This is a genomic window from Rhizobium sp. P1_B8, assembly GCF_056406515.1.
In genome coordinates this window covers 253,071-273,311 of record NZ_JBFTZZ010000017.1, presented here as the reverse complement: position 1 = coordinate 273,311, position 20,241 = coordinate 253,071, and the positions used below count along the sequence as shown (strand labels likewise).

The window sequence follows — 20,241 nt, the reverse complement described above, 5'->3', positions numbered from 1 at the left end:
GCCTTACCGCTCCCAATCTTCCTTTGAAGACTTCGGTCCAATGCCGATGCGGCGCTCGAGTTCGGTCGCTTCGGTTTCGGACAGGCGCAGATCAAGCGTGATCGTGCCGTCCTCATTATCCTCACGGCCGTCGACGATCGCATGATCGTAAAGCCAGGGCAGCAGCGCCAGCTTGTCGACCGGAAGGCGGATCGTTGCAACGGTCATCACGCCTGACAGTCTGCGGCTGATCTCTTCCATCAGCGTGTCGACGCCCTCGCCGCTGACGGCTGAAACCGCCACCACGTTGCTGGCGCCGGCCGATTTCTGCACCATGGCATCGTGCACCTCGGGCTCCAGCCGGTCGATCTTGTTCCAGACTTCGATCAGCCGCTTTTCGGCTTCGGCCTCGTCGATGCCGAGGTCGTTCAGGATGCGCATCACGTCGGAGCTCTGCGCCTGGTTGTCGGCATCGGACATGTCACGGACATGCAGGATGAGATCGGCTTCCAGCACCTCTTCCAGCGTCGCCCGGAAGGCGGCGACCAGATGGGTCGGCAGGTCGGAGATGAAGCCGACGGTGTCGGACAGGATGACGGTGCGGCCGTGGGGCAGTTTCATGCGCCGAAGCGTCGGGTCGAGCGTGGCAAAGAGCATGTCTTCGGCCAGCACGCCGGCGCCGGTGATGCGGTTGAACAGCGTCGACTTGCCGGCATTGGTATAACCGACGAGCGCCACGATCGGGTGCGGCACCTTGCGGCGCTTGGCGCGGTGGAGCTGGCGGGTGCGCACGACCTGCTCCAGCTCGCGTTCGAGCTTGATGATGCGGTCCTGCAGCATCCGTCGGTCGGCTTCGATCTGGGTTTCGCCGGGGCCGCCCATGAAGCCGCCGCCGCCGCGCTGGCGTTCAAGGTGGGTCCAGCTTCGCACCAGACGGCCCTTCTGATAATTCAGATGGGCGAGATCGACCTGCAGCGTGCCTTCCTTGGTGGAGGCGCGGCGGCCGAAGATTTCGAGGATGAGGCCCGTCCGGTCGATGACCTTGGCGTTCCATTCCTTTTCGAGGTTGCGCTGCTGCACCGGCGTCAACGGATGATCGACGATGACGAGACCGGAATCCCGCTCGTCGAGCAGCGCCTTGATCTCCTCGATCTTGCCGGTGCCGAGCAATGTGGCCGGCCTCGGATCATTGACCGGGACGATCTGGCCATTGACGACATCGAGGTCGATCGCCTGGGCAAGGCCCGTCGCCTCTTCGAGCCGGCTTTCCGGCGTGCGGGTCGAGGCCGATTCGCTCTGGCCGCCGCGACTGCGCGATTTCAGAACCGGCACAACGACAGTCGCGCGCATGTCGTCCCTGTGCTTGGCGGCCTCAGGGATGATCGAATCGTTCTTGGTATCGCGTGTCGAAATGACGGCTGATCCTGTTAGGACGCTGCTTCTTCGCTCTCGAACATCTGCATGGGCTGGCCCGGCATGATCGTAGAGATCGCATGCTTATACACGAGCTGCGAATGGCCGTCACGGCGAAGAAGAACACAGAAATTGTCAAAAGACGTAACAACGCCCGTGAGTTTCACGCCGTTGATCAGAAAGATTGTCAGGGAAATCTTTTGCTTGCGAACAGTATTGAGAAATAAGTCCTGAAGATTCTGAGAACGTTCCGCCATCGCGCCGCTTCTTTCTTTATTGCCGACCTGATCTGGCCGGTAGAATATCAATCAACCTCACCATGCGAAGACCGGTGGCATCCTCATTCCACCTGTCCAGCAAATCTTGGTATCAAATCGCAATCTTTTCCGCAACGTCGAAAAAGGCTTCGCGAATTTTCTGCGAAACGCTGCCCGGATGGCCGTTGGCAATGGCCTGGCCATCGACGGAAACGACCGGAAAACAAATGCTTGTGGCTGCAGTGAGGAAGACTTCGCGGGCTGCGAGCATCTCCGAAACGGAGAAGCTCCGCTCGGCGATCTGCAACCCCAACTTGGCTGCGACATCCATCAGAGTGGTGCGGGTAATGCCGCGCAGAATGCCGTGTTCGGCCGGGCGCGTCACCAGCGTTCCGTCCGGATCGACGATCCAGACATTGGTCGCCGCCCCTTCCTTCACCATGCCGTCGCCGTCGACATAGATCGCTTCCTGGGCGCCGGCCTCCTTGGCTTGCTGGCGGGCCATGGCATTCGGCAGCAAGCCGACGGACTTGATGTCGACGCGGTCCCAGCGATTGTCGACAAGGGTGATCGCCTTGATGCCGTTGGCGTTCTTGGCGGCGATGATCTTGGCATCGGTGCTTTTGGCGGTGATCACGAGCGAGGGCGGCGTTCCCTCGGCCGGGAAGACATGATCGCGGCGGGCGACGCCGCGCGTCACCTGCATGTAGAAAAGCCCGTTGCGGACATGGTTGCGGCGCAGCGTCTCGCGAATGACCTGCGTCAGCGCCGCCCGGCTCATCGGCCAGGCGATGCGCAATTCACCGAGCGAACGGTCGAGACGGTTCAGATGGCGCGTGAGATCGACGATATAGCCGTGGCGCACTTCGCAGACCTCGTAGACGCCATCGGCAAACTGGTAGCCGCGATCCTCGATATGCACGCTGGCATCGGAATGCTTGACGTAACGGCCATTCACATAGGCAATTCTCGGCATGGGAAACCTGGTCTTCCGGGAAGCAATATATAGGAGGCGGCGCGGCCTCGGCCGCGCCGGATACAATCAGACGCCGAGCGACTTCAGCTTGCGGTGCAGCGCCGAACGCTCCATGCCGACGAATTCCGCGGTGCGAGAGATATTGCCGCCAAAGCGGTTGATCTGGGCGATCAGATAATCCTTCTCGAACATCTCGCGGGCTTCGCGCAGCGGCAGCGTCATGATGTGATAGTCGTTCTTGGCGGACACCTTCGGCAGCATGTCGCCGAGATCGGTCGGCAGCATGTCGGCGGTGATCGGCGCATCCGGGCCGTCGGTGCGGGCAAGGATCATCAGTCGCTCGATATTGTTGCGCAGCTGGCGGATGTTGCCGGGCCAGTCGTGCGCCTGCAGCACGGCCATGGCGTCGTCGCCGATGCGGCGCGGACGGATGCCGGCCTGCTCTGATATCTGGCGCATCAGCTGATCGACGAGGAAGGGAATGTCCTCGCGCCGTTCGGCCAGCGCCGGCACACGCACCGGCACGACGGCAAGGCGGTGGTAGAGATCCTCGCGGAACCAACCCTCGGCGATGCGGCTCTCGAGATTGTAGGCGGTCGAGGAAATGATACGGACATCGACTTTGACGCGCTTGGAACCGCCGACGCGCTCGAACTGCTGATCGACCAGCACGCGGAGGATCTTGTTTTGCGTTTCGCGCGGCATTTCGCCCACTTCGTCGAGATAGAGGATGCCGCGATGGGCTTCCTCGAGCGCGCCGATCTTGCGCGCCTGGCCGGGCGTGCCCTCGGTGCCGAACAGCGCCACCTCCATGCGTTCGGGCGTGATGTTGGCGGCGTTGATCGCAACGAAGGGGCCGTTGGCGCGGGCCGACTTCTTGTGGATCATTCGCGCCACCAGCTCCTTGCCGGAGCCAGAGGCGCCGAGAATCATGATGCGACTGTTGGTCGGCGACACCTTCTCGATCGTCTGGCGCAGCTGCGAAACGGCGACCGATGTGCCGATCAGCTCCAGTGCGTCGCCGGTGCGGCGCTTCAACTCGGAAACCTCGCGCTTCAGCTTGGAATTCTCCAGCGCGCGTTCGGCGATCAGGATCAGCCGGTCGGCCTTGAAAGGCTTCTCGATGAAATCGAAGGCGCCGCGCTTGATCGCCGAGACGGCGGTCTCGATGTTACCATGGCCTGATATCATCACGACCGGCAATTCCGGATGGCGAGTCTTGATCTCGTCGAGTAGCGACAGGCCATCGAGCTTGCTGCCCTGCATCCAGATATCGAGAAAGATCAGCCGCGGCACGCGATCGGAAATTGCCGCCAGCGCGCTGTCGCTGTCATGGGCGGTGCGCGTCTCGTGCCCTTCGTCGGAGAGAATGCCGGAAACGATCTCGCGAATATCATGCTCATCGTCGACGACGAGAATATCAGAAGCCATAAACGCTTTCCTTGTCATTGGCTGCGGGGGCAGCAGGCGTCGGATCCAGGCGTGGCAGATGCACGCGGATCATGGCCCCTCTTCCCCGGTCAAAATCGGCGGGCGCATCATGCAGCTCGAGCTGCCCGCCATGTTCCTCGATGATCTTCTTGACGATGGCGAGGCCGAGGCCGGTGCCCTTCTCGCGCATCGTCATATAGGGTTCCAGAATGCTGTGGCGGTTCTCGACCGGGAGGCCGCGGCCATTGTCGATGACGTCGACGGTGAAGCGGTCGCGGCCGGTATCGAGTGCGGCGCGGACGAGAATCTTGCGTTCGTCCCGCTCGTCGCTCGGAACTGCCTCGATCGATTCCACGGCATTCTTGATGAGATTTCCGAAGGCCTGGCCGAGCATGCGGCTGTCGAACAGGCCCTCCAGCGGCTGCTCCCCGAAATCCTGCTCGAAGGTGACGTGATGGTTGCCCATCTCACGCAAGAAGATCGCGTCGCGCAGGATATTGCGCAGGTCGCTCGGCTCCTTGGTCGGCTTCGGCATGCGGGCAAAGGCGGAGAATTCATCGACCATGCGGCCGATATCGCCGACCTGGCGGATGATCGTATCCGTGCACTGGTCGAAGACGGTCCGGTCGCCCGGATCGATCTGCTTGCCGTAGCGGCGCTGGATGCGCTCGGCGGAAAGCTGGATCGGCGTCAGCGGGTTCTTGATCTCATGGGCGATGCGCCTGGCCACGTCGCCCCAGGCAGTCGAGCGCTGGGCGATGACGAGATCGGTGATGTCGTCGAGCGTGATCACGTAGGATTCGCTCATGTCGCGCACTTCCTCGCGGGTGACCTGCACGCTCAGCGTCCTCACAGTGCCGCCGCGCACCAGCGCAATCTGCTTGCGGAAATCGCCGCGATAACGCACCGCCGCCTCGGTCAGCACCTGATCGACCTCCGGCGCGATGTCGACCAGCTGCTTTCCGAGCATTTCGTCGGCCGACAGTGACATCAGCGTCTCGGCCGAGCTGTTGACGATGGCGATGCGGCGGTCCTGCTCGACGCCGATGACGGCGGCGGTGACGCCCGATAGCACCGCTTCGATGAAACGGCGTCGGTCGTCGACCTCGTCCTTGGCCTCGAGGATCTCGTCGCGCTGGGTGCGGATTTCCGAGATCATCTTGTTGAAGGTGCGCGAGAGATTGGCGACGTCGCCGTCGACGGCATGCACCGGCACGACGATATCCATATTGCCCGAAGCAACGCTGTCGGCCGCCGTGATCAGCAGGCGGATCGGCCGGACGATGCGGTCGGCGACGGCGATCGCAGTCCAGATCGCCGCCAGGAGCACGATCAGCGCGAAGCCGATGTAGAGCACGGCAAAAGCGATCTGCAGCGAGAAGCGGTTGGCCTCCATCGAGCGGTATTCGGTGGCGTTCTCCTCCATCATGCGCATGGCGCCCATGACCTTGGGATCGACGGCGCGCACCGTATAGAGAAAGGTGCTCTGGATGGCATCGAGCTTGATGATAGCGCCGACGAGATTGGTAACGCCGGGCGGGATCAGCGTCGGCTGGCCGGCGGCGGCCTTTTCCAATGCGTCCTGCGGAATGGCCGGCAGCGGCTTTTCGGTGGCGATATCGGCCTGGACGATCACCGAGCCGTCGCGCTCGACGAGGAAGGCGCCAAGCAGGCCGCGGCCCCTCGCCTGGCGGGTCATCAAGTCTGCAAAGCCCGTCCTGTCGAGGCTGTAGAGCGCGCGGTTGCGCTCCAGGTCGTTGGCCATGGAGACCGTCTGCCCCTGCAGGTAGCTGGCATTCTCCATCATGTAGGCCTGGCCGATATTGCGCGACGAGCTGACGATCGACTGGGTGCGCAGGGCAAACCAGCGGTCAAGGCCGGCATTCAGCGTGATACTGGCAAAGATGGCGACGAGGATCGCCGGCGTGATCGCGACGATCGAAAAGAGCACGACGATGCGGATATGCAGGCGGGCTGCGGCACGGCCGCGGGTGCGCGCCTTCAGCAGCCTTGCTACCTCGCGAGCGATCAAGGCGAGCAGCGTCAGGACAAAGAAGGAATTGACGATCACCGAGGTGATGACGACATGCGACGTCGGCGCGATCGGCGTCAGGCCGAGCAGCACGAAAAGCGTGGCCGTGGCGCAGAGAAGCGCGCCGCCGGCGAGCACGAGGCCAGGCACAGCAAAAAGGGCGCGGCGATCGGTCACCGTCGTCACCGTCTCGCCCGCCGCCGCCGGCGATACCCCATCCTGCGTCATTCGGCCTCTCTTCGGACGGCACCTGCCGCCCTCGCCATCAATCGAAACCAAGCAACGCCGGCTCAGAAAGCCAGCGTCGCAACGACTCGATCGGGAGCGAAATACCTAAACCCTTGCGTGACCTTTAAGCAACGCATTGTGGCGAAAATGCAACGCGTCTCGTCACGTTGTCAAGCCGTGCTTCCCTCGACGAGCCTTAATCTGACCCGTCGAGGGAAGTTGTTTCACCTGAAGCGCGTCGCAATCTTTCAGATCGCTCCTCGCGCTTTAGGTCTTTGTTTGACGCATGTTCGTTAGCGCAAAACCGCTGCACACTTTTGCGCGACATGCTTTAGAACCGACGTGGTCCTTCGGGCTTGTTTCCGACGATCGTGTCGATCCGGTCCAGCACGTCAGACGTCACCTTCTCTCGGTGTGAGAGGGCCGCGAGATTGTCCTGCAACTGGCTGGCGCGCGAGGCTCCAAGAATGACGGTCGAGACGTTCCGGTTGGCAAGGCACCACAAAAGGGCGAGATGCGTGATCGATATCCCGATCTCGTCCGCGAGCTTTGCGAGTTCGCCAACTTGTTTGAGCTGGGCCAGGCCGGCATCGCTCGACCACTTTTCCTTCAGCCATTCATAGCCCGGCAGGTTCATACGGCTGTCGGCCGGCACACCGTTATTGTACTTGCCGGTTAGGACGCCCGAGGCGAGCGGTGACCAGATCGTGGTGCCAAGGCCGATCAGGTCATAGAGCGGCAGATAGTCGGACTCGACCTTCTGGCGTTCGAAGATGTTGTACTGCGGCTGCTCCATGGTCGGCGGCGTGATGCGCAAGTCCCGGGCAACGGCGTAGGCTTCTGTCAATTGCTGCGCCGACCATTCCGACGTGCCCCAATAGAGCACCTTGCCCTGGGCAACGAGATCGTGCATCGCCCGGACTGTTTCCTCGATCGGCGTGTCGATATCCGGGCGGTGGCAGAAGTAAAGGTCGAGGTAGTCGACCTGAAGCCGCTTGAGCGCTGCGTGGCAGGCGTCGGTCACATGCTTGCGCGACAGGCCGCGCTGCGTCGGCTTCTGGCCTCCCCAGAAGACCTTGCTGGAAACGACAAAGCTGTCGCGGCTCCAGCCAAGCCTGCTGAGCGCCTCGCCCATCACGATTTCGGACTTACCGCTCTCGTATCCTTCGGCATTGTCGAAGAAGTTCACCCCGTTGTCATAGGCAAGCTTCATGAGGTCGACGGCGTCGCCTCCATTGACCTGCTTGCCGAACGTGACCCATGAGCCGAAGGAGAACTCGCTCACTTTCAGGCCCGACTTTCCCAAACGTCGATATTCCATCATGCAACTCCCGTAAATTATGAATATGTGCCGGTCTGTCACCGGGGTCGGTGTCGCCCGATTGATCGACGACCGATTCGCGTAATCTATGGCATGCTCAACGATATGCGAGGCTCAGCCCGGCAAGTTGACCAAAACACAATGTCGCAGTTCCCGTCAGCCCGACTGTAAAGAAAAGGGCGCTCCACGACATCAGTCGGAGCGCCCGTGGCATGCGATCGACGACGTTTGCGGCGGAGGTCGATAGCAGCGACCGCAGAATGATGAGATTCGGAACGGATAGGCAACATGCGATTGGTATCTGCGACGTTATCGCCCGCTGGTTGATCGTGTCGTCCACCGGATATCCACAGCTTATCCACAGGCATGGCGACGACGACCGCAGCAACTTCAATGACATTCGCCTGGCGCCAAATCACTCCTCACAAATGCTTATGTGACTGTTGAATGACACCGCACCTTTGTTTGTCTGCTTGGATATAAACCGCGACCTGGCTCAGATAGGCTTACCTCTCCTCCCGACCGTGGCGGCGGACGCCGGGAGGGGTGGGCGGTGGGCAAACATGAGGGCCCGCCGCCTTCTTTTTATCGCGCCCCCGAGCGAGCTCAGGCGGTGCGGGAGCTTCTGTAGACCGAGACGCCAAGTTCCCTGATCTCCTTGCGCAAGGTGTTGCGGTTGAGACCGAGAAGATCAGTGCGGCGAGGATCAGCGGATATTCCATTTCCGTCAGCACACGATCATAGAGGCCGGGCGGCGGCAGATTGTCCCCGAAGCCTGCGAAGTAGCACAGGCAGTTTGATCCAACGCAACGCTTGAATCCGGCATTCGTCGTATCTCTAAAAGCAGCTCCATAGTCATGGAGGATAATGGCTCAAAGAGGAGATGCAGAATGTCCATGTTCAGACTGCCAACTATCACTGTGCTGGCCTTGCTCGGTGGCGTCGGTGCCGTGGGCATCGCGTCCGCCCAGACGAAAAGTCCAGACTCGGCTCAGTCGGAGGTTAAGCCCGCGGCCGAAGGATCGGAAATGATGCCCGGCATGATGAGCCGCAACATGATGTCATCGGACATGAATGAAGGAATGCGCATGATGGGGCCAATGCGCGGTCATATGATGAAGATCATGTTCGTCGTCGCCGATACCAACGGGGACGGCGCAATTTCTTTCGAAGAGTTGACCGCAATCCACAAACGCGTCTTCGACGCGGTCGACGCAAACAATGACGGCAAAGTCACACCTGAAGAAATGCAGGCGTTTATGCAGGACATGTGACCGGCGCCTCGGCATTGCAGCGACCACCAACTCCAGGTGCAATGCTCCTTCGGGGCCAGCCTTACGCGGCGCCGTGCCAAGGCCAGAGAAGCCGGAGCGCCGGCAATTGCGTTACATCAATGCCGACTTGTGACGAATGGAATAGATTGCAATCGTGACGGTCCGCGAGAGATGGAGCAGGACATGACGGCACAATATTTTCTCCCGCTGGCAACGTATCCCGATTCAAGTTCCGGATTGATCATTTCGAACGCTGTAGCGTTTGCTGGGTACTACGGTGCAAATCTTCACGCCTGCGCGCTAAGGGTCGAGATCCCGCACATTCCCAACGCCTGGTCGTCGTTGCTGCTCGATACTCCACAGATGATCGAGCATGCCGAGACTTTGAGCCGCGATCGCGCCGCAACCCTGGTTGCCGCGGCGACCAACCTCGCAGCAAACGCCATGGTTGAATTATCTTGTCGAACGGTCAAAACCACCTTGCCTCTATTGCACGAGACGGTGGCCAAGGAAGCACGGTTCTTCGATCTGGCTATTCTCGAATGTATCGCGGACGTTCCGGATACCCGTATTGTCGCCGAAGCGGTCATATTCGTATCCGGCCGGCCAGCCATCATCTTTCCCAACAAGACCCTTGCGGGCCCAATCGACCATCTGGTCATCGCCTGGGACGGAAGTCGAGCCGCCGCTCGGGCCGTCAGCGATGCAAACCCATTCATTCACAAGGCCAAGCGGGTTTCGGTCCTATCTCTGACGGGCGAAAAGCCGCTGCCGGAGACAACCGGGGCGCATCTCGCTGAGATCTTGGTTTCGAGCGGCGTCAATGCAAGCGCAACGGTCACTCGCTTTACGTCGTCATCGACCGGTCAGAGCATTCAACAAACAGCACTGGAACTGAGCGCCGATATGCTGGTCATGGGAGGATTTGGACACTCGAGGTTGCGAGATTTCGTCCTGGGCGGAGCAACCGATGGCGTCTTGGAAAAGCCTCTGCTGCCGGTGCTCATGTCACATTGAAGGAAACTGCCCGCATGGGTCTGTGACCTTCTTCTGCCCGTTTCCGAGTCACGGCCGTGGGCAAAGCCAATGTAAAGCAGTATCCTGCAAGTTGGCTCTTCGGACAAGGAAGCCTGGACACTCGCGGACCGAAAGCTACGTCCCGTCAGGGGCGAAATTCCCCGCAAAACAAGGTGTCGGTCACGAACATAGGCCGGCTGGAGAGCGATCATGCAGAAGCAGTCCTCCTCGCAAACGAGGCAGTATATCGAAAAGCACAAGGCGATCCTTGAGCAACGCCGGCGCGAGCTAGAAACCCGCCTGCAAGCGATCGAGAATGATTTCGAAGAACCTCGGAATCCTGACGATGATGATCGTGCCACAGAGCGAAATAACGATGAAGTCCTGGAAGAACTCGGCGAAGCTGGACAAAAGGAGCTCTTAGCCGTCCAAGCGGCGTTGGACCGGATTGAAGCCGGAACTTTTGGCACATGTGTGAAATGCAGCAAGCCGATCGGCGAGAAGAGGCTTGACGCCGTCCCACACACACCTTTCTGTCAGTCTTGCGCTCAGTCGTTTGAAGCCTGAGTTGCAAGGTCACCATGCTCATGAAGCACTATCTGATATCGGGCCAGCTCAGCCGGCGCGTGCGCTGATGAGCCATTCATGAGCGTCATCGCGACCGGGAGGATGCGCGTTCGACATCCCTCCGCAGCACCGTGCAAGCCCAACACGCTCAGGCGGTGCGGGAGCTTCTGTAGACCGAGACGCCAAGTTCCCTGATCTTCTTGCGCAAGGTGTTGCGGTTGAGACCGAGGAGATCGGCCGCCTTGATCTGGTTGCCGCGCGTTGCCGTCAGTGCGGCGAGGATCAGCGGATATTCCATTTCCGTCAGCACACGGTCATAGAGGCCGGGGGGCGGCAGATTGTCCCCGAAGCCTGCAAAGTAGCTGCGCATGTTCTCTTCGACGGCTTGCGCGATCGTCATCGAGCCGCTGCGGATCGGCCCCTTATCGATCGGGCTGTCAGGCACGTCGGAGCGGAGTTCCGCGTCGATGATCTCGCGGGTGATCACATCCTGCGGATAGAGCGCCATCAGACGGCGGATGAGATTTTCCAGCTCACGGACGTTGCCCGGCCAGGCATAGGCCTTCATCAGTTCCAGGGCTTCCTGATCGAAGCGCTTGGAGCCAAGACCTTCCTTTTCCGCCTGCTGGATGAAATGGCGCACCAGGTCGGGAATATCCTCGGCGCGGTCGCGCAGCGGCGGCAGGCGTAGCGGCACGACATTGAGGCGGTAATAGAGATCCTCGCGGAAGAGGCCCTGGTTGATCGCCTGCTTCAAGTCCTTGTTGGTGGCGGCAACGATGCGCACATCGGTGCGGATCGGCGTGCGGCCGCCGACGGTGGTGTATTCGCCCTGCTGCAGGACGCGCAGAAGCCGTGTCTGGGCGTCCATCGGCATGTCGCCGATCTCGTCGAGGAAGAGCGTGCCGCCCTCGGCCTGCTCGAAGCGGCCGGTCGAGCGGGTCTGCGCGCCGGTGAAGGCGCCCTTCTCGTGGCCGAAGAGTTCGGATTCGATCAGATCACGTGGGATCGCCGCCATGTTGATTGCGACGAACGGGCCGTTGCGGCGCTTGCCGTAGTCGTGCAGCGCGCGGGCGACGAGCTCCTTGCCGGTGCCGGATTCGCCGGTGATCATCAGCGTCAGGTCCGTCTGCATCAGGCGGGCGAGCACACGGTAGATTTCCTGCATCGCCGCCGACCGGCCGACCAGCGGCATGCCGTCCTGCATGTCGTCTTCAAGCTTGGCAGGCTTGCGCTTCGGCTCGGCAAGCGCCCGGCCGATGATGCCGATCAGCTCGGTGAGATCGAAGGGCTTCGGCAGATAGTCGTAGGCGCCCTTTTCCGAGGCCTTGATGGCGGTCATGAAGGTGTTCTGAGCGCTCATGACGAGAACGGGCAGGTCGGGCCGCGCCTTCTTGATGCGCGGCAGCAGATCGAAGGCGTTCTCGTCGGGCATCACCACATCGGTGACGACCAGATCGCCCTCGCCTGCCGAAATCCAGCGCCAGAGGGTAGCGGCGTTGGAGGTGATGCGAACGTCATAGCCGGCGCGGCTCAAAGCCTGGTTGAGCACGGTCCGGATGGCCGCATCATCATCTGCAACGAGGATCGTGGCTGTCATCGAGAAGGTCCTGTCGAGCTTGCTATAGAGGCGTCATCGAGCGAGGCGTCCTTCGACGCCGGCATGAGAACGCGGAATGTCGTGCGGCTGTTCTGGCTGTCGCATTCAATGATGCCGCCGTGATCGCCGATGATCTTGGCGACCAGCGCCAGGCCGAGGCCGCTGCCGTTCGGCTTGGTGGTGATGAAGGGATCGAAGAGATGCGGCACCAGATCGGCGGGAACGCCGGGACCGTTGTCATGGACGCAGAATTCCAGCGGCAGCGAGATCTTTTCGCGCGTGCCGGCGACCGAAAGACGGATGCCCGGGCGATAGGCCGTCGTCAGCATGATCTCGCCGTCCGGCCGATCGCCGACCGCTTCGGCGGCGTTCTTCACCAGATTGAGGAAGACCTGGACGAGCTGATCGCGATTGGCATAAACGGCCGGCAGCGACGGGTCATAACTTTCGGTCACTCGGATGTTGCGGGCAAAACCTGCCTTGGCGACGGCCTTCACATGATCGAGCACGGAATGGATATTGACCGGCATGCGGTCGACGGGGCGTTCGTCGGAAAAGACTTCCATACGGTCGACCAGCGAGACAATGCGATCGGTCTCGTCGCAGATCAGCCGGGTCAGCGCCCGATCGTCATCGATCGCAGACTGCTCAAGCAGCTGGGCGGCGCCGCGTATGCCGGAGAGCGGGTTCTTGATCTCGTGCGCCAGCATCGAGGCAAGACCGGTCACCGAGCGGGCGGCGGCGCGATGTGTCAGCTGCCGGTCGATCTTGTCGGCCATCGAGCGTTCCTGAAAAACGATGACGACGGCGCCGGGCTCGCTGAGCACCGGGGCGACATAGAGATCGACGAGCTTGTCCTGGCCGAGGCGGGGCGAACTCAGGTCGACGCGATATTCGTTGACCGGCGCCTTGCGCTCGCGCACCTGGTCGATCAAGGCGAGCAGCGGGCTGCCGAAGGGAATGAAGGTCGAGATACGGTAACGGGCCAGATGCGAGGCGCTGGCGCCGAAGAAGGCCTCCGCCTCCCAATTGGCGAAAACGACAAAGCCGGATTCGTCGACCATGATGACGGGGTTCTGGATGGCGTTCAGCACGGCCATGGCGACGGTCCCGCCGGCGTGATCGGACGGAGATGTCATATCCTTCGTCATGCCGCCTCCCGGCTGTCGACAATACTTGCCGCAAGCGCGTCGTAGAGGCGCGCGGCCACTTCGCGCGGGTCGCGCGAGGTCATGATCTCCGCCTTTTCAGCGCCTGACAGATCAGGCGCGAAACGCTGGAGATACCAGCCAAGGTGCTTGCGGGCGTGGCGGATCGCCACCGCTTCGCCGTAGAAATCCAGCATCATGCGGTAATGCTCGACGGCGAGCTCGGCGATCTTCAGGGATTGCGGTGGAGGCGCACCTGATATGACGCCGGTATGCCACGGCCTGCCCTGGCAGCCCCTGCCGATCATCACGGCATCGGCGCCGGAGCGGCGCAATATTTCCTGCGCGTCGCCTGCGGTTTCGACATCGCCATTGGCGATCAGCGGGATTGAGATTACGTCGCGGACGGCGCGTATCGCGTCCCAATCGGCCCGGCCTTCATAGAATTGCATGCGGGTGCGCCCGTGAATGGTCACAAGCTGGATGCCGGCGGCCTCGGCGCGGCGCGCAATGTCAGGCGCGTTGATCGAATTCTCGTCCCAGCCAAGGCGCATCTTCAGCGTTACCGGAATGTCCACGGCCTTGACCGTCGCCTCGATGAGGCCGAGCGCATGATCGGGATCGCGCATCAGCGCCGAGCCGGAATAACCGCCGATCACCTTCTTTGCCGGACAGCCCATATTGATGTCGATGATATCGGCGCCATGATCGGCGGCGATCTTGGCAGCCTCGGCCATCCAGTGCGCCTCGCGCCCGGCAAGCTGCACCATATGCGGCCGGAAGCCCGCAGCCCGCAGCCGCGACCAGGACTCGGCCGTGTCATTGACCAGTTCGCGGCTCGCCACCATTTCGGTGACGACGAGGCCGGCACCGAAGCGCCACGCAAGCTCGCGGAAGGGCATATCCGTGACGCCGGACATCGGCGCCAGCACAACGCGGTTCCGCACGGACACGGGTCCGATTCGGAAAGGCGCTGCGAGGTCCTTGGAAATCAATTGATTATCTTTCGGGCACACAATAGAACTGCATTATTTTTAGCCATTATTCCCTAGCTTGCCAAGGGGGCTGGGATGGGAATTGATATTTTTCGGGCAGATGCTGGAAAAGGCCAAAGCAAGACGTTAGAGCACTCGGGTCAATTCCGCATATTTTAGGGGATTTATGCTGCAAATGCCTTCTAAGCAACCGATATCGGCTGGAATTGTCATCGTGGCCGCCGGCCGCGGCGAGCGCGCGGGATCCTCCACGGAGGGCCCCAAGCAGTATCGCATGATCGGCGGCAAGCCGGTTATCGTGCATACGCTTGAAAACTTCATGACATGGGAAGCGGCAAAGCAGATCGTCGTCGTCATTCATCCCGATGACGAGGCGCTGTTTGCAAGAGCCTTCCGCCACATCATCTCGGCAACGCCGATCGAAACGGTGCATGGTGGCGCCACCCGGCAGCAATCCGTGCTTGCCGGCCTCAGATACCTCAAGGACAAGCAAATCAGCCATGTGCTGATCCATGATGCCGTTCGGCCGTTCTTCGACCATGTGCTTCTGGACCGCATTGCCGAGAGCCTTGACGCCGGCGCACAGGCGGTCCTGCCGGCAATCCCGGTCACCGATACGCTGAAACGCGCCGACAGCACCGGCACCGTGCTGACGACGGTTTCACGCGAGCATCTCTACGCGGCGCAGACGCCGCAATCCTTCGCCTTCGAAACGATCCTCGAGGCGCATGAGAAGGCGGCGGCGAGCGGACGAAGCGATTTCACCGACGATGCCTCGATCGCCGAATGGCTGGGCATTCCGGTGACGATCGTCGAGGGCACGGCCGACAACGTCAAGCTGACGGTCAGGAACGATATCGCCATGGCCGACGACAAGCTGTCGACTTCGCTGCTTCCAGACGTGCGCACCGGCAACGGCTACGACGTGCACCAGCTCGTAGCCGGCGATGGCGTGACACTCTGCGGCGTGTTCATTCCGCATGATCAGAAGCTGAAAGGTCACTCGGATGCCGACGTCGCGCTGCATGCGCTGACGGACGCGCTGCTCGCCACCTGCGGCGCCGGCGATATCGGCGATCATTTCCCGCCGTCCGACCCGCAATGGAAAGGGGCGGCCTCGCGGATCTTCATCGAGCATGCCGCCCGGATCGTGCGCGAGCGCGGCGGCACGATCATGAATGCCGACGTCTCGCTGATCGCCGAGGCGCCGAAGGTCGGCCCGCATCGCGAGGCCATGCGCGCGAAACTGTCGGATTATCTCGGCATCGATATCGAGCGTTGCTCGGTCAAGGCGACGACCAACGAGACGATCGGCTTCGTCGGCCGGCGCGAAGGCATCGCGGCGATCGCGACTGCCACCGTCGTCTATCGCGGAAGGAAATGATGAGCCTTTTTCCTCAGGATATAATTTCGATGGCGGAGGCGATCATCCGTGACTTCACGGCTGCGGGGCTGATGTTCTCCACAGCCGAATCCTGCACCGGCGGACTGATTGCCGGGGCGCTGACGGAGATATCGGGTTCATCAGCCGTCGTCGACCGCGGCTTCGTCACCTATACGAATACCGCAAAGATGGAGATGCTCGGCGTACAGGCGGAAACGCTGCTGCGTTTCGGAGCCGTCTCCGAGGAAACGGCGCAACAGATGGTGCATGGCGCCCTCTTCCGTTCGCGCGCCGAGATCGCCGTTGCCGTCACCGGTATTGCCGGCCCTGGCGGCGGATCGGCGGAAAAACCGGTCGGCCTGGTGCATCTCGCCGCCAAATCGCGCGCCGGCGCGCTCATCCATCGGAAAATGCTCTATGGCGATATCGGCCGCAGCGAGGTTCGGCTGGCGACGATCAGGACGGCGCTGGAGATGGTACGCTCGCTCCTTGCTGCCTGACGCGGGTTCGCTCATCAAGCCGGCGTGTAGATCCTGTTTGCCCTGGTCTCGAAGGCCTCGGTGAACATGCGAAAGGCGCGGTCAAACATCGAGCCCATCAGCGCGCCGAGAATGCGGCTCTTGAACTCATAGTCGATGAAGAAATCGACGGTGCAGCCGCCAGAAGGCGTCTCGGCGAAATGCCAGCGATTGTCGAGATATTTGAACGGGCCATCGATATACTTGACCTCGATGACGTGCTCGGCCCGGTTCAGCAGCACCTGCGTCGTGAAGGTCTCGCGGATCGCCTTGTAGCCGACCGTCATGTCGGCGACGAGCAGGATCTTGCCGTCGCGCTCCTTGCGGCTCCTGATGGCCAGCGCTTCGCAGAGCGGCAGGAATTCCGGATAGCGCTCGACATCGGCGACGAGGTCGAACATCTGCTCGGGCGTATGCGGGACGGGACGGTGCGTTTCGAATTGCGGCATAGGCGGCAATTAATCGGGCCGGCCGAGAAGATCAAGAAGCTCGCGCATCTGGCGGCGGGATTTTAGCCTCTTCCTTCCGCGCGAGGACAACTTGTTGGAAGCCATGCACGGGTACATCGGCGGGGTCGAGAACGTCCGATTTCGACCAACTGAGAGAGTTATCGCTCGAAATGTTGAAGAAGCGCGCGCGCCAAAGCTTCAAGAGCGCTTCAAATTGCCGAGCCCCATCGCGGCACAGCCGGATGAAGACAATAGCCATAACTTGCACACATCAAATTCTGCAAACAGTGATTGACGTCAACTCTGCCATTTCACAAACATGACGAGTAGAAATTTCAAGCAAAGTAACATTGACGGGACGGCGACCGGGTCTGCCTTCTACCGTAGTACACTCCGCTAAGAAGATTCGGTGCATTGCGTTTCGGAGATGGGAATGAATCAACGACGAAGCGCAAAGTCCCTAGGCCGATGGAGGTTGGCTTGATTCGCCTACAGAAAAGCAGCGCTAGGCGGACCTTCGTCACACTGCTGTCAGGCTTCGTGTTCGTCGTCGTATTGGTTTTCGCGGTTAAAATATCGCTCAATTATATAGGCGTTTGCACAAGAGGACCGGAATTTTGGCGATGGCATCGCATCAGCAATGCTGAGCTCATCGCGTTCTTAGAATTAAAGGGGACGTCGAACGCAGGTGTACAGACGGAATATTCCGTAGCCGAACCTTACAGCGTGCCCGGCGATCATTATCAACCGGCCAGCTTCATCGACAAGATTCGCGGGCGCGCCGCTACATTGGCGCGGTTTTATAAACCGTGGATGGACAACGGCCAGTATCTGCATCCGAGCGGCTATTTTTATACACCCAACTGTCTTCAAGGCTGGAGACCACCAACTTAACGAGGGTGCGCCAGGGTGCGCCGTCAGTGTAGCACGGCTGAATTTCCGAAGCTGACCGCGCAAGATGCCGCATCAAATACGCGCGAAGGCTGCCGCTTCTCCCTCACGATGGCAAGCCAATATAAATAAAACAATAATCCCATATGTACTCTTTATATACCATCAATACTAAGTATTTATGATATATAATATAATTGCACCAAATCCAGAACGCGTCTAATAATATCGCTTGCTCGCCCTATATTCACAACCTATACATTGCCGAAAATTATGGGTGCGGCGCGAATGAGCTTCTTGACAGAGCATTTTATCAGAAACGCACAAGATATACTTTCGGTCGGGAGCATACCGTTAGACTCGAAATTTCTACAGGCTGAGTTTTTGTCCGACCACCGATTGAAGAGCAGGCAATTTCTCTGCGATTTGTTCCCCAAGGGTGGTGTCGGCGCCGAGTTTGGCGTGTTTACCGGATTGTTCTCGACCATTCTGCTGGACCGGGCCAAACCGAAGTCTGCCTATTTCGTCGATCCTTGGTGGTTGATTTTCGGAAATTTCTATCCGGACTGGGGCATCTATACCGCCAATGGCCGGTTATCGACGAGCCGCGCCCACGATGTGGCCTCGCGACGTATCAAAAGGTCTGCGCAAGGCGCAAACGTATCGGTCCATGTCGACTATTCGGTGCCCTTCTTAGAGCAGCTTCCCGACGACCATCTCGACTGGGTCTATCTGGATTCTTCGCACTCCTATGATGGCACGGTCGAGGAGCTCAAAGTGCTGAAGCGTAAAGTCAAATCCGGCGGTATCATCGCCGGCGATGATTGGCACGAGGCTCTCGATCATGCCCATAGTGGCGTCGCGGTCGCTGTTCGCGAAGCAGTCGGCGCTGGCGCGTTCGAGATGATCGGCAGCTATCCCGCGTTGCAATGGGCGATCCGCCGGCCCTGAGTGACATTACAGTTGCATTTTTGATTTGATGGAGCCGTAGCGAAGGCCGCTCGCTCGCGAGAGCCGCTTTGCCAGCATGCTCTCGCCGCTGCCGGGACAGCCGATCAACGGGATACCGTCGGTTCGATGAGAGTCGATTTCAATCCGCGGGTGATGTTCATAGTCGACTGCCCAAAGAAAAACCGCAGCGAAGATCGCCGCGGTTCAATCAAAAAGCAAATGCCGGATGTTACTCGGCCGCCATCAACAGCTTCTTCTCGCGCGCCGCTCTCAGCCGGGCAAAGTCGTCGCCGGCATGGTGGGAGGAGCGGGTTAGCGGGCTGGAGGCGACCATCAGGAAGCCCTTGCTGTAGGCGACGGTCTCATAAGACTTGAACTCGTCGGGGGTGACGAAGCTTTCGACCTTGTGGTGCTTGCGCGTCGGCTGCAGGTACTGGCCGATCGTCAGGAAGTCGACATCGGCTGTGCGCAAATCATCCATCAGTTGGAGGACTTCGTTTCGCTCTTCGCCAAGACCGACCATGATGCCCGATTTGGTGAACATGGTGGGATCGAGTTCCTTCACCCGCTGCAGCAGGCGGACAGAATGGAAGTAGCGGGCGCCGGGGCGAACCGTCAGATAGTTGCCGGGCACTGTTTCCATATTGTGGTTGAAGACGTCGGGCTTGGCGGCGACGACGCGTTCCAGCGCACCCGGCTTCTTCAGGAAGTCGGGCGTCAGGATCTCGATCGTCGTCATCGGCGAGGCGGCACGGATTGCCCAGATCACCTTTTCGAAGTGTTCGGCGCCGCCGTCCTCCAGGTCGTCACGGTCGACCGAGGTGATGACGACGTGGGATAGGCCCATCTCCTTGACCGCCTTGGCGACATTCTCCGGCTCGGCCATGTCGAGCGCATTCGGCTTGCCGGTGGCGACGTTGCAGAAGGCACAGGCGCGGGTACAGATCTCGCCCATGATCATGAAGGTCGCGTGCTTCTTGTCCCAGCACTCGCCGATATTCGGGCAGCCGGCCTCCTCGCAGACGGTGACGAGCTTGTGCTCCTTCACGATCGCGCGCGTCTCGGCATAACCCTTGGAGGTCGGCGCCTTGACGCGAATCCAGTCCGGCTTGCGCATGACTTCCGTATCAGGCCGATGCGCCTTCTCGGGATGCCGCACGCGCTTGGCGTCGGGATTGATCGTATCGAGGATCGTCACCATTGCAGTTTCAGCTTTCTACCGCCCCTATGCGGCAAATCGATCGGATCTAGCGCCGCACCAGCCGCGCAAGGAATATCAACAGGCAGGCTCCGAGGAAACCCGTCACGAAATAACCGAGCCGTCCGCCGACCACCTCGACATGGAATTGCGCGAGGACGGCGCTTGCGACGACCGAACCGACGATGCCGAGCACGATGTTCAGAAAAATCCCGTATCGCGCTTCCATCAGCTTGCCGGCGAGCCAGCCCGCAAGCCCACCGATGATGATTGCCGAAATCCAACCGACGCTTTCCATGCCCTGCCCTCAGTTACGCCTCAAGCGACCGCCCTTGCGATCAGAACCACGATGATGGCGCCGACGGTGGCGTGGATGATCTGCACCACCAGCGCGTTTTCAATGCCCAGCGAAATACCGAGCGCGCTGAACAGATAACCGCCGACGAAGGCGCCGATGATGCCGCTCAGCAGGCATCTTATCAGCCCGCCGCCACCGACGACCAGGCTTGCGAGGAAGCCTGCAACCAGCCCGATCAGCAAAAATACCAGCAACGCCTGCGTCTCCATAGACATGATGATTTCCTTTCGTTTTTTCCACCCTAGCGGCGTGGC

At 60.5% G+C, this 20,241-nt stretch carries 20 protein-coding genes and 1 pseudogene; 7 read left to right on the top strand and 14 right to left on the bottom strand.

The features are described 5' to 3' along the window. Nucleotides 1–3 precede the first annotated feature (3 nt). From hflX to AC1D2N_RS21655, 7 genes and pseudogenes are all read right to left on the bottom strand, one after another. Nucleotides 4–1,329, bottom strand: coding sequence for a GTPase HflX (gene hflX, locus AC1D2N_RS21685; RefSeq protein WP_130652328.1), 1,326 nt, complete (start codon nt 1,327–1,329; stop codon nt 4–6). Nucleotides 1,330–1,406: 77 nt separating this feature from the next. Then, nucleotides 1,407–1,649, bottom strand: a complete 243-nt coding sequence (gene hfq / locus AC1D2N_RS21680) for an RNA chaperone Hfq (protein WP_003539403.1) — start codon at nt 1,647–1,649, stop codon at nt 1,407–1,409. Between the two features lie 112 nt (nt 1,650–1,761). Beyond that, on the bottom strand, nt 1,762–2,625 hold the full coding sequence (locus AC1D2N_RS21675; RefSeq protein ID WP_130652327.1) for a D-amino-acid transaminase: 864 nt from the start codon (nt 2,623–2,625) through the stop codon (nt 1,762–1,764). Between the two features lie 66 nt (nt 2,626–2,691). Continuing rightward, a complete protein-coding gene (ntrX, locus tag AC1D2N_RS21670; RefSeq protein ID WP_018241921.1) occupies nt 2,692–4,056 on the bottom strand; it encodes a nitrogen assimilation response regulator NtrX in 1,365 nt (454 codons plus the stop codon). Then, nucleotides 4,046–6,316 carry a sensor histidine kinase NtrY-like gene (locus AC1D2N_RS21665; RefSeq protein ID WP_018241920.1) on the bottom strand — a complete coding sequence of 757 codons (2,271 nt, stop codon included), beginning with the start codon at nt 6,314–6,316 and terminating at the stop codon, nt 4,046–4,048. The genes ntrX and AC1D2N_RS21665 overlap by 11 nt, the downstream gene beginning before the upstream one ends. A 331-nt stretch (nt 6,317–6,647) precedes the next feature. After that, on the bottom strand, nt 6,648–7,637 hold the full coding sequence (locus AC1D2N_RS21660; RefSeq protein WP_018241919.1) for a potassium channel beta subunit family protein: 990 nt from the start codon (nt 7,635–7,637) through the stop codon (nt 6,648–6,650). 606 nt (nt 7,638–8,243) lie between these two features. Beyond that, a pseudogene (locus AC1D2N_RS21655) lies at nt 8,244–8,449 on the bottom strand (nitrogen regulation protein NR(I)); the annotation flags it as partial. Nucleotides 8,450–8,527: 78 nt separating this feature from the next. On the opposite strand from AC1D2N_RS21655, the gene AC1D2N_RS21650 reads away from it, so the two are divergent. The 3 genes from AC1D2N_RS21650 to AC1D2N_RS21640 all read left to right on the top strand — a co-directional run bounded on the left by AC1D2N_RS21650 (nt 8,528) and on the right by AC1D2N_RS21640 (nt 10,495). Then, nucleotides 8,528–8,911: an EF-hand domain-containing protein gene (locus AC1D2N_RS21650; RefSeq protein ID WP_245484464.1), complete on the top strand. Its 384-nt coding sequence runs from the start codon at nt 8,528–8,530 to the stop codon at nt 8,909–8,911. A gap of 183 nt (nt 8,912–9,094) precedes the next feature. Beyond that, nucleotides 9,095–9,928: a universal stress protein gene (locus tag AC1D2N_RS21645; protein WP_245484463.1), complete on the top strand. Its 834-nt coding sequence runs from the start codon at nt 9,095–9,097 to the stop codon at nt 9,926–9,928. A gap of 210 nt (nt 9,929–10,138) precedes the next feature. Further along, complete coding sequence (locus AC1D2N_RS21640) at nt 10,139–10,495, top strand: TraR/DksA family transcriptional regulator (protein WP_018241915.1); 357 nt, start codon at nt 10,139–10,141, stop codon at nt 10,493–10,495. 148 nt (nt 10,496–10,643) lie between these two features. Here the strand turns inward: AC1D2N_RS21640 and ntrC are convergent, their stop codons facing one another. The 3 genes from ntrC to dusB are packed head-to-tail and all read right to left on the bottom strand — an operon-like array spanning nt 10,644 to nt 14,259. After that, nucleotides 10,644–12,095: a nitrogen regulation protein NR(I) gene (gene ntrC / locus AC1D2N_RS21635; RefSeq protein ID WP_017964172.1), complete on the bottom strand. Its 1,452-nt coding sequence runs from the start codon at nt 12,093–12,095 to the stop codon at nt 10,644–10,646. After that, nucleotides 12,092–13,246, bottom strand: a complete 1,155-nt coding sequence (locus AC1D2N_RS21630; RefSeq protein WP_130652323.1) for a two-component system sensor histidine kinase NtrB — start codon at nt 13,244–13,246, stop codon at nt 12,092–12,094. Before AC1D2N_RS21630 ends, ntrC begins: the two co-directional genes overlap by 4 nt. Then, nucleotides 13,243–14,259, bottom strand: a complete 1,017-nt coding sequence (gene dusB, locus AC1D2N_RS21625) for a tRNA dihydrouridine synthase DusB (RefSeq protein ID WP_197728258.1) — start codon at nt 14,257–14,259, stop codon at nt 13,243–13,245. Before dusB ends, AC1D2N_RS21630 begins: the two co-directional genes overlap by 4 nt. Before the next feature lie 145 nt (nt 14,260–14,404). Between dusB and AC1D2N_RS21620 the strand changes: the two genes are divergently transcribed. Continuing rightward, nucleotides 14,405–15,622 (top strand): bifunctional 2-C-methyl-D-erythritol 4-phosphate cytidylyltransferase/2-C-methyl-D-erythritol 2,4-cyclodiphosphate synthase, encoded by a 1,218-nt coding sequence (locus AC1D2N_RS21620; protein ID WP_130652321.1) that lies wholly within the window; start codon nt 14,405–14,407, stop codon nt 15,620–15,622. After that, a complete protein-coding gene (locus AC1D2N_RS21615; RefSeq protein WP_197728257.1) occupies nt 15,619–16,122 on the top strand; it encodes a CinA family protein in 504 nt (167 codons plus the stop codon). The genes AC1D2N_RS21620 and AC1D2N_RS21615 overlap by 4 nt, the downstream gene beginning before the upstream one ends. A gap of 14 nt (nt 16,123–16,136) precedes the next feature. Here the strand turns inward: AC1D2N_RS21615 and AC1D2N_RS21610 are convergent, their stop codons facing one another. Further along, nucleotides 16,137–16,589, bottom strand: a complete 453-nt coding sequence (locus tag AC1D2N_RS21610) for a type II toxin-antitoxin system RatA family toxin (protein ID WP_003559123.1) — start codon at nt 16,587–16,589, stop codon at nt 16,137–16,139. A 480-nt stretch (nt 16,590–17,069) separates the two neighbouring features. On the opposite strand from AC1D2N_RS21610, the gene AC1D2N_RS21605 reads away from it, so the two are divergent. Then, nucleotides 17,070–17,483 carry a hypothetical protein gene (locus tag AC1D2N_RS21605; RefSeq protein ID WP_128409088.1) on the top strand — a complete coding sequence of 138 codons (414 nt, stop codon included), beginning with the start codon at nt 17,070–17,072 and terminating at the stop codon, nt 17,481–17,483. A gap of 285 nt (nt 17,484–17,768) precedes the next feature. Then, entirely contained in the window at nt 17,769–18,431 is a 663-nt protein-coding gene (locus AC1D2N_RS21600) for a class I SAM-dependent methyltransferase (RefSeq protein ID WP_245484462.1), read from the top strand. 229 nt (nt 18,432–18,660) lie between these two features. Here AC1D2N_RS21600 and lipA read toward each other — a convergent pair whose 3' ends face one another. From lipA to AC1D2N_RS21585, 3 genes are read right to left on the bottom strand one after another with little or no spacing between them, the layout of a single operon-like run. Further along, entirely contained in the window at nt 18,661–19,632 is a 972-nt protein-coding gene (lipA, locus tag AC1D2N_RS21595) for a lipoyl synthase (RefSeq protein ID WP_003559117.1), read from the bottom strand. A gap of 46 nt (nt 19,633–19,678) precedes the next feature. Then, on the bottom strand, nt 19,679–19,927 hold the full coding sequence (locus AC1D2N_RS21590; protein WP_012757333.1) for a GlsB/YeaQ/YmgE family stress response membrane protein: 249 nt from the start codon (nt 19,925–19,927) through the stop codon (nt 19,679–19,681). Between the two features lie 20 nt (nt 19,928–19,947). Further along, nucleotides 19,948–20,202, bottom strand: coding sequence for a GlsB/YeaQ/YmgE family stress response membrane protein (locus tag AC1D2N_RS21585; RefSeq protein ID WP_003539329.1), 255 nt, complete (start codon nt 20,200–20,202; stop codon nt 19,948–19,950). Nucleotides 20,203–20,241 lie beyond the last annotated feature (39 nt).